The organism is Terrabacter sp. P5_B1 (genome assembly GCF_056400505.1).
This window is the reverse complement of record NZ_JBFULD010000186.1, coordinates 1-8352: the sequence shown is the minus strand read 5'-3', so window position 1 is coordinate 8352 and position 8352 is coordinate 1. Positions and strand designations below refer to the sequence as shown.

8 protein-coding genes are annotated in these 8352 nt (G+C 69.9%); 2 read left to right on the top strand and 6 right to left on the bottom strand.

The genetic code is table 11. The annotated features are described in order from the left end of the window. Positions 1–117: 117 nt before the first annotated feature. The 6 genes from AC1DP0_RS13860 to AC1DP0_RS13835 form a co-directional block, all read right to left on the bottom strand. Complete coding sequence (locus tag AC1DP0_RS13860) at positions 118–504, bottom strand: FKBP-type peptidyl-prolyl cis-trans isomerase (protein ID WP_478085133.1); 387 nt, start codon at positions 502–504, stop codon at positions 118–120. Positions 505–622: 118 nt separating this feature from the next. Beyond that, complete coding sequence (locus AC1DP0_RS13855) at positions 623–1618, bottom strand: FKBP-type peptidyl-prolyl cis-trans isomerase (protein ID WP_478085132.1); 996 nt, start codon at positions 1616–1618, stop codon at positions 623–625. 165 nt (positions 1619–1783) lie between these two features. Then, positions 1784–3175 carry a Pup--protein ligase gene (gene pafA, locus AC1DP0_RS13850; protein ID WP_478085131.1) on the bottom strand — a complete coding sequence of 464 codons (1392 nt, stop codon included), beginning with the start codon at positions 3173–3175 and terminating at the stop codon, positions 1784–1786. A 54-nt stretch (positions 3176–3229) separates the two neighbouring features. Next, positions 3230–3757, bottom strand: a complete 528-nt coding sequence (locus AC1DP0_RS13845) for a GerMN domain-containing protein (RefSeq protein ID WP_478085130.1) — start codon at positions 3755–3757, stop codon at positions 3230–3232. 58 nt (positions 3758–3815) lie between these two features. Further along, a complete protein-coding gene (locus tag AC1DP0_RS13840) occupies positions 3816–5132 on the bottom strand; it encodes a HAMP domain-containing sensor histidine kinase (RefSeq protein WP_478085129.1) in 1317 nt (438 codons plus the stop codon). Positions 5133–5153: 21 nt separating this feature from the next. Further along, positions 5154–5837 carry a response regulator gene (locus AC1DP0_RS13835; RefSeq protein ID WP_478085128.1) on the bottom strand — a complete coding sequence of 228 codons (684 nt, stop codon included), beginning with the start codon at positions 5835–5837 and terminating at the stop codon, positions 5154–5156. A 212-nt stretch (positions 5838–6049) separates the two neighbouring features. On the opposite strand from AC1DP0_RS13835, the gene AC1DP0_RS13830 reads away from it, so the two are divergent. Continuing rightward, positions 6050–7867 carry an ABC transporter substrate-binding protein gene (locus tag AC1DP0_RS13830; protein WP_478085127.1) on the top strand — a complete coding sequence of 606 codons (1818 nt, stop codon included), beginning with the start codon at positions 6050–6052 and terminating at the stop codon, positions 7865–7867. A gap of 22 nt (positions 7868–7889) precedes the next feature. Beyond that, a partial coding sequence (locus AC1DP0_RS13825; RefSeq protein WP_478085126.1) for an ATP-binding cassette domain-containing protein occupies positions 7890–8352 on the top strand: 463 nt, incomplete at its 3' end.

The following is an 8352-nucleotide window of genomic DNA, read 5'->3' as shown; positions in this document are numbered from 1 at the left end:
GGCCGTGGATACGACGACGACCGCGCCGGATTTCTCGGCGCGGCCGTCTCAGGGCGTCATGTCGCCCGGATGCTGCTCGCTGGTCGCTGACCCCTCAGGGCCTGTCCACAGGTGTCCTCAGCGCACGTCGTCGAGGTCGACGACGAAGATCAGCGTCTCGCCGGGCTGGATGGCGGCGCCCGCGCCACGCTCGCCGTAGGCGAGGTGCGCCGGGATCGTCAGCTTGCGCCGGCCACCGACCTTCATGCCCTCGATGCCCTTGTCCCAGCCGGCGATGACCATGCCCACCCCGAGACGGAAGTCGAGCGCGCTGCCGCGGTTCCAGGACGAGTCGAACTCCTCGCCCGTCGAGTGTGCGACGCCGACGTAGTGGGCGCTGACCGTGTCGCCCGCCTTCGCCTCGCGGCCGTCGCCCTCGATGAGGTCCTCGATGACGAGGTCGGCAGGTGCGTCGCCCTCCGGGAAGTCGATCTCGGGCTTGGTGCGGTTGGGGTCGAGTGCCATGCTGCGTTTCCCTTTCGTAGATGACTCAGATGACTCAGGTGACTCAGGTGACTCAGGTGACTCAGGTGACTCAGGTGACTCAGGTGGGTGGCGATCGGGTCGCCGGTCCGGCTGCTGCTCAGTAGGCGTCGAGGATGTCGACGACGAACACGAGGGTGTCGGTGCCGGAGATCTTCGGCGGGCTGCCCGCCTTGCCGTAGCCGTCGGCCGGCGGGATGACGAGCAGCACGCGGCTGCCCACCTTCTTGCCCACGAGCGTCTTGTCCCAACCGGGGATGACCCCGCCGACGCCGATCGGGAAGTCGGCGGCCGCACCACGCTGCCACGAGGAGTCGAAGACGCTGCCGTCCTTCCAGAGGACGCCGTGGTACTGCGCGCTGATCGTCTGGCCCTTCTGCACCGTCGCCCCGGTGCCTTGGATCAGGGTCGCCTGCTGCGTCGTCGTCGGGGCGGCCGTCTTGGGCACCGTGACGGTGGGCTCCTTGGTCGGCCCGTTCTTGAACTCCACGGTGGGCAGACCAGCGGGCGCCGCCGTCTGGGTGCCGTCGACCTTCGTCATGGGCGTGTGCACGTCGGCGATGTCGGCGACGACGACGATGGTGTCGGTGCCCTTGACGCCGAGCTGCTCGTTGCCGGCAGAGCCGAAGCCCTTCTCGGGCGGAATCGTGAAGGCGATGCGGCTACCCTTCGTGGCGCCGACCAGACCCTCGAGGAAGCCGGCCACGATGTCGGACCGGCCGAGACGGTAGCCCTCCTCCGAGCGCCCCGCGGCAAAGCCGTCGTCGAGGAGTTTGCCGCTCGTGCCGTTGTAGATCTGCGCGCGCAGGCGCACCGTGTCGGCCTTGGTCGCGGCCGTGCCGGAGCCCGGCGTCAGCACCTTGTGCTCGACAGCCTTGGAGCTGATCGGCGTGGTGCCGAGGGTCACCTTCGGAGCCGTCTTGAGGTCGACGGCACCGGTGGCGGTCACACCCTTGAGGGCGGCCGACGCGGCGACGCTCGTGGTCGAGGTGCCGGTGGACCCGGACGAGCTCGACCCGCATGCAGCGACGGTCGTGAGCCCGAGGGCAGCGATCAGGACAACGGCCGCACGAGCGGCTGGGCGGTTGGGGCGCACAGGGGAAGACTTTCGGTCGAGGCGGGCGGGCGTGGAGGTCCCGCTGGGCAAATCCCAGCCACTGTAACCCCCACCCTTGTGCGYGGTGCACAGCGCGCTGACAGGTGGGAACGGCACGCCGTGAGCCGTCACCGTGGTGCTCGACCACCCGGCGGAGGGGTGGGCTCAGAGGGGCCGCTGGACCGTCGGGGACCGGTCGATCGTCTCCATGAGGCGCTCGACCCGCTCGTCCACGGAACGGAACGGGTCCTTGCACAGGACGGTCCGCTGGGCCTGGTCGTTGAGCTTGAGGTGGACCCAGTCCACGGTGAAGTCGCGACCGTGGGCCTGGGCGGCCCGGATGAAGTCGCCGCGCAGCTTGGCGCGCGTCGTCTGCGGCGGACGGACCTTCGCCTCGAAGATCTCGACGTCGGAGGCGACGCGCGCCGTTCGACCGTGCCGCTGGAGCAGGTAGAAGAGCCCGCGCCGCCTGTTGATGTCGTGGTAGGCGAGGTCGATCTGCTGGATCCGGGCGTCGGCGAGGGAGAGTCCGTGCTTGGCCCGGTAGCGCTCGATGAGACGGTGCTTGATGACCCAGTCGATCTCGGTGTCGATGGCGTCGAGGTCTCCCGACCCGATGGCGTCGAGGGCGCGGCCCCAGAGGTCGATGACCTGTTTCGTGTCCGGGCTGTCCATGCCCTCGCGGTCGACGAACTCGACGGCCTTGTCGAGGTACTCGCGCTGCATGTCCAGGRCCGACAGCTCGCGTCCGTTGGCGAGCCGGACGGTGGCGCGACCGCTCGGGTCGTGGCTCATGGTGCGGATGGCCCGGATGGGGTTCTCCATCGACAGGTCACGCATGACGATGCCCGCCTCGATCATCCGAAGCACGAGGTCGGCGCTGCCGACCTTGAGCAGGTTGGTCGTCTCGGACATGTTGGAGTCACCGACGATGACGTGCAGACGGCGATACCTCTCGGCGTCCGCATGCGGCTCGTCCCGGGTGTTGATGATGGGGCGGCTGCGCGTCGTCGCGGACGACACGCCCTCCCAGATGTGGTCGGCCCGCTGACTGACGGCGAAGCTGGCGCCGTGGGCCGTCGCGACGACCTTGCCGGCCCCGCAGATGATCTGCCGGCTGATGAGGAACGGGATGAACATGTCGGAGACCCGCTGGAAGTCGCCGGACCGCCCGTAGAGGTAGTTCTCGTGACAGCCGTAGGAGTTGCCGGCGGAGTCGGTGTTGTTCTTGAAGACGAAGATCTCGCCCTCCACTCCGTCGTCACGCAGCCGGCCCTGGGCGTCCTCGACGAGACCTTCGAGGATCCGCTCCCCCGCCTTGTCCTGGACGACGAGCTCACGCACGGAGTCGCACTCGGCCGTGGCGTACTCCGGGTGGGAGCCCACGTCCAGGTAGAGGCGCGCACCGTTGCCGAGGAAGACGTTGCTCGAACGCCCCCACGCGACGACCCGGCGGAAGAGGTAGCGCGCGACCTCGTCCGGAGTCAGGCGCCGCTGGCCCTGCGTCGTGCAGGTCACGCCGTACTCGTTCTCGATCCCGAAGATCCGCCGCTCCATGGACCAACTGTAGGCGGATTGCCGACCGCCGCCCGGGATGGACCGGTGCGGTCGTCACGACGCCGGGGACAGCGCGGCGAAGTCGTCCCGGGTGAGGGGCCGGTAGAGGAGCCGCCCGTTCGCGTCGGGCATCGCCCGGACCTTGCCGTCCTGGACGATCTGCACCGCGGACGCGATCGTGTCGGCGGTGACCGTGAAGACGAGCTGGGCCAGGGCCTCCTGCTGTGCCCGCACGGACAGTCGGTCGAACCCCGGCGGCACGTTGATCTCGGCCGCGCCGTCGGCGGTCAACCGGCCGACGATCGGGGCCGTCGTCGCGGGCAGCGCGGTGCGCAGGCCGAGGGCAACCTCGTCCCGAGACACCGGCAGGGCGAGCGCCGCGAGGGCCGGGTCGATGCCTGACCCCTCGGACACCTGCCGCTCCACCCGGGCGAGTCGGTCGCCCCGGAGCAGGTAGACCTGCATCGTGAAGGGCACCGCGGTCGCCGTCACCGAGCCGGACGTCGTCGCCCGCGTCGAGCCCGGGACGACCACGGGGGCCTCCTGCGGACGCAGCGTGCAGGCCGACACCAGCCCCAGCACGAGGAGCGAGGATGCGACGGTCCCGGCCAGGGCCCGGACGCCCGGGCTCCGGGGCCGCTCAGGCCTCGGTGATCGGCAGCTCGACGACAAACCTCGCACCTCCTTCCGGTCGGTCCTCGACACCGACGGATCCCCCGTGCAGCGCGACGTGACGCTGCACGATGGCGAGGCCGAGCCCGAGGCCCGCTCCGTCGGAGGGGCCGGACCCTCGGGCGAACCGATCGAAGATCCGGGAGCGGTGGTCGGGAGCGACCCCGGGGCCGGCGTCGTCCACCTCGATGCGAGCAGTCGTGCCCAGCCTCACGAGCCGCACGGCCACGACGCCCCCACCGTGCGAGTCGGCGTTGGTGACGAGGTTTGCGACGACCCGTTCGAGCCGGCGCTTGTCGACCCGTACCGTGAGCGGCGCCCCCGGCTCGGTGACCGGGCGCCCCGCTGCATGGTCGGCGGCCGTCCGCACGAGGTCGGCGAGGTTGACCTCCTCGAGCACGAGGCCCTGGCCGGCATCGTGCCGGGCCATCTCGAGCAGGTCGACCACGAGCCGACGGAAGCGTTCGAGGTCCTCCGCGAGCAGGGCGAGCGGCTCGCGCACCGACTCCGGCAGCGAGTCCTCGCGGTTCTGGATGACCTCCATCGAGTTGAGCATCGTCGTGAGCGGCGTGCGCAGCTCGTGGCTGACGTCGACCGCGAAGCGCGAGTCCGCCGCGACCCGGTGCTCGAGCTCGGCGACGGCCCGGTTGAACGACGCCCCGAGCGGGCCGAGGTCGGGGTCGTTGCCGGTCTGGAGACGGGCGTCGAGGCGTCCCTCGGCCACGGCGGCGGCGACGCTCCCCAGCTCGGCAAGCGGTCGCAGCACGAGGCGGCTCGCGCTGCGTCCGAGCCCGGCCCCGAGCACGGCAGTGGCCGCGGCGCCCACGACGAGCACGGTCGACAGGGTCTGGAGCGTCCGGTCGAGCTCGGTCAACGGGAACACCTCGAAGAAGGCGGAGTGCGCGGGCGAGAGCGGGACCCCGACCGCGAGGACGAGCTGGCCGTCGACGTCGACCCGCTGGGTCGCGCCCTGGCCTCCCGTCACGGTGTCGATGAGGGCCGCCGGAAGGGTGGAGGCACCGAGCTGCGGCGACGTCGAGTACCACTGCCCACCGACGAGACACAGGGACGCAGTCGACTGGGTCGTCGGCAGGCCGTCGAGGGGTGCCGTGACGAGACCGGCCCTCGAGACGAGGCCCTCCTCGATGACGGTGCGGCCGAGGTCTCCCTCCGCCATCGCCATCGCCTCGTGCTGGCTGACGAGGTACGTCGAGACGACGGTCCAGATGAGCAGCGACAGCACGGCCGACACCGCCAGCGACAGAAGCCCGAAGGCGAGCGTCACCCGCGACCGCAGGCCCCGCACTCAGACCGCCAGCCGATATCCCAGCCCGCGCGCCGTCACGACGTACCTCGGGTTGGCGGGATCCGGCTCGATGCGCTGCCGCAGACGGCGGACGTGGACGTCGACGATGCGGCTGTCGCCGAAGTAGCCGTAGCCCCACACCCGGTCGAGGAGGTCCTCACGGCTGCAGATGCGTCCGTCGGCGACGGCCAGCTCGACGAGCAGCCGGAACTCCGTGCGGGTCAAGGAGATCCGGCGTCCGTCCCTCGTGACGACCCCGTCGTCGAGGCCGATCGCGACGTCGTCGACGACGATCCGGCGTGGGCGCTGGTCGACGGCCGGCTCGACGCGTCGGAGCATGGCGCGGATGCGTGCGGTGAGCTCGCGCGCGACGAGGGGCTTCGTCATGTAGTCGTCGGCACCCGACTCGAGACCTGCCACGACGTCATGGCTGTCGGTGCGCGCCGTCACCATGATGACCGGCACGCTGCTGCTGCGTCTGATCTCACGGCACACCGAGAAGCCGTCGGTGTCGGGCAGCATGAGGTCGAGCAGCACGACGTCTGGGTCCACGCCGGCGAGCTGTGTCAGGCACTGTTGACCGTCGCCGGCCTCGACGACCTCGAACCCCTCGTCCTCCAGCGCGAGACGGAGAACGCGCCGAACCCTCGCATCGTCCTCGACCAGCAGCACACGCCGCGCCATACCGCCAGTATCACGCGGCCCCGCACGGCACATGACGACTGTCACCAAAGCGTCACACAAGCCTTCCGTCCGTGACGGTTCGTTTGCACTCTCGTGTCGCCTCGTCAGTACGCCGCCCGGTACACCCGCGGCGTGCCTAGCGTGAAACCGGCACGCCCCGACGTACGAGGCCGCCGAGGGGGCACGCGTGCCCGTCACGGAAGAGGGACGACATGACCAGAAGCACCAGGCCGCTCACGTGGGTGACCGCCATCGCCGCCGCCGGGTTGGGACTCGCCGCGTGCACGGCGTCCAACGGCACGACGGGAACGGGCGGGACCGGCGGGGCCGGTGCTGCGGCCGCCGGCACCCCCGTCCGCGGGGGAACCCTCAACATGCTCGGCAGTGGCGACGTCGACTACATGGACCCCAACATCAGCTACTACAGCATCGGCTACCTCGGACTGCGGCAGTGGAGCAGGCAGCTGTTCACCTACCCCGCCCAGAACGGTCAGACGACGCAAGCCGTGCCCGACCTCGCCACCGAGATGCCGACGGCCGGCAAGGGTATCAGCGGCGACGGCCTGACCTACACCATCGCGATCCGGCCGGGGGCCAAGTGGAACACCTCACCGGCCCGCCAGGTGACGGCTGCCGACATGGTGCGCGGCGTCAAGCGCACGTGCAACCCCGCGCAGCCGTTCGGCGGCCTGCCCGACTACCTCGACCTCATCGTCGGCATGAAGACGTTCTGCGACGGGTTCGGGAAGGCCGGCAGCACGGCGGCCGCGATCTCGGCCTACATGAACAAGACGGACCTGCCCGGGGTCGTGGCCAAGGACGACCTCACCGTCGTGTTCAAGCTGACGCACCCGGCCGCCTACTTCCCCGACATGCTCACCCTGACCGCCTTCTCGCCGGCACCGAAGGAGTACGAGGCCTACGTCCCGGCCAGCGCGGAGCTGGGGCAGCACACGATCTCCGACGGCCCCTACATGATCGAGTCGTACGCGCCGACGAAGAGCATCACCTTCGTCCGGAACCCCGCCTGGTCGGCGGCGTCCGACCCCATCCGCAAGGCGTACGTCGACAAGATCGTCATCAACGAGACGGTCACACAAGACTCGACCCAGCAGCAGCTGCAGACCGGGACGGCCACCGCCGACATGGAATGGGACAACTTCCCGCCGCCCTCGCAGCTCCCTGCCCTCATCTCGCAGAAGGACCCCAACCTCAACCTCGGCCCGACCTCGTCATCGAACCCCTACGTCGTGTTCAACACCGTGTCACCGAACACCAACGGGGCGCTCGGCAACGTCAAGGTGCGCCAGGCGCTCTCCGAGGCGATCAACCGGACGAACATCATCCAGGTGCTGGGTGGCCCGAAGCTCAACGAGCCCCTCAGCCACGTCCTGCCGTCGGTCATCGTCGGTGGCGAGAAGAACTTCGACCTCTACCCCTACGACGMGACGAAGGCCAAGTCCGACCTCGCCGCAGCGGGCTACCCCAACGGGCTCACCCTCAAGATGCTCTACCGCAACTCGTCGCAGGGCAGCAGCAAGGCCTTCCAGACGGTCCAGCAGGACCTGTCGAAGATCGGCGTCACCGTGGTCGGCGTCCCCTCGCCGAACGCCGACTTCTACACGAAGTACCTGCAGGTGCCCACCGTCGCCAAGCGCGGCGTCTGGGACCTGGCCACGGCCGGGTGGGGCGCCGACTGGTACGGCAACGCGGCCCTGTCGTTCTTCAACCCGCTCTTCTACGGCAAGGCGGCCTTCCCGCCGCTCGGCAGCAACTTCGGTCTCTACGACAACCCCGCCACCAACTCGGTCATCGCACAGGCCGCCGCGTCAAAGACGCAGGACGAGGCGGCGACCATGTGGGCCCAGGCCGACCAGGCGGTCATGAAGGACGCCCCGTTCTTCCCGATCACCAACCCGATCCAGGCCAACTACCGGGCCACCCAGGTGAAGGGTGCCGTCTACGTGCCGGCGATCCAGAACTTCGACCCCACGAACGTCTGGCTGAGCGCCGACAAGCAGGGCGGCTGAGCGAGAAGCGGGAGCTGTCACCATGTCGCTCCTCGAGGTCCGTGACCTCCGCGTCGCCTTCAACACCCCCGACGGGGTGTTGGAGGCGGTGCGCGGGCTCTCCTTCGACGTCGACCGTGGCACCACCCTCGCCATCGTCGGCGAGTCCGGCTCCGGCAAGAGCGTGGCCACGCAGACCATCACCGGCCTGACGACCGGTGCACGGGTGAGCGGGTCGGCGCGCTTCGACGGGACGGAGCTCATCGGGGCCTCCCCTGAGGTCCTCCGCGGGATCCGGGGGGCGCGCATCGGCATGATCTTCCAGGACCCGCTCTCGAGCCTGCACCCCTACTACAAGGTCGGCTGGCAGATCGTCGAGATGATTCGCGCCCACGACCGCGGCGTCTCGACGGGTGCCGCTCGGCGACGCGCCGCCGAGCTGCTTGCCGTCGTCGGGATCCCGCACGCCCAGAGCCGGATCGACGACTACCCCCACCAGTTCTCCG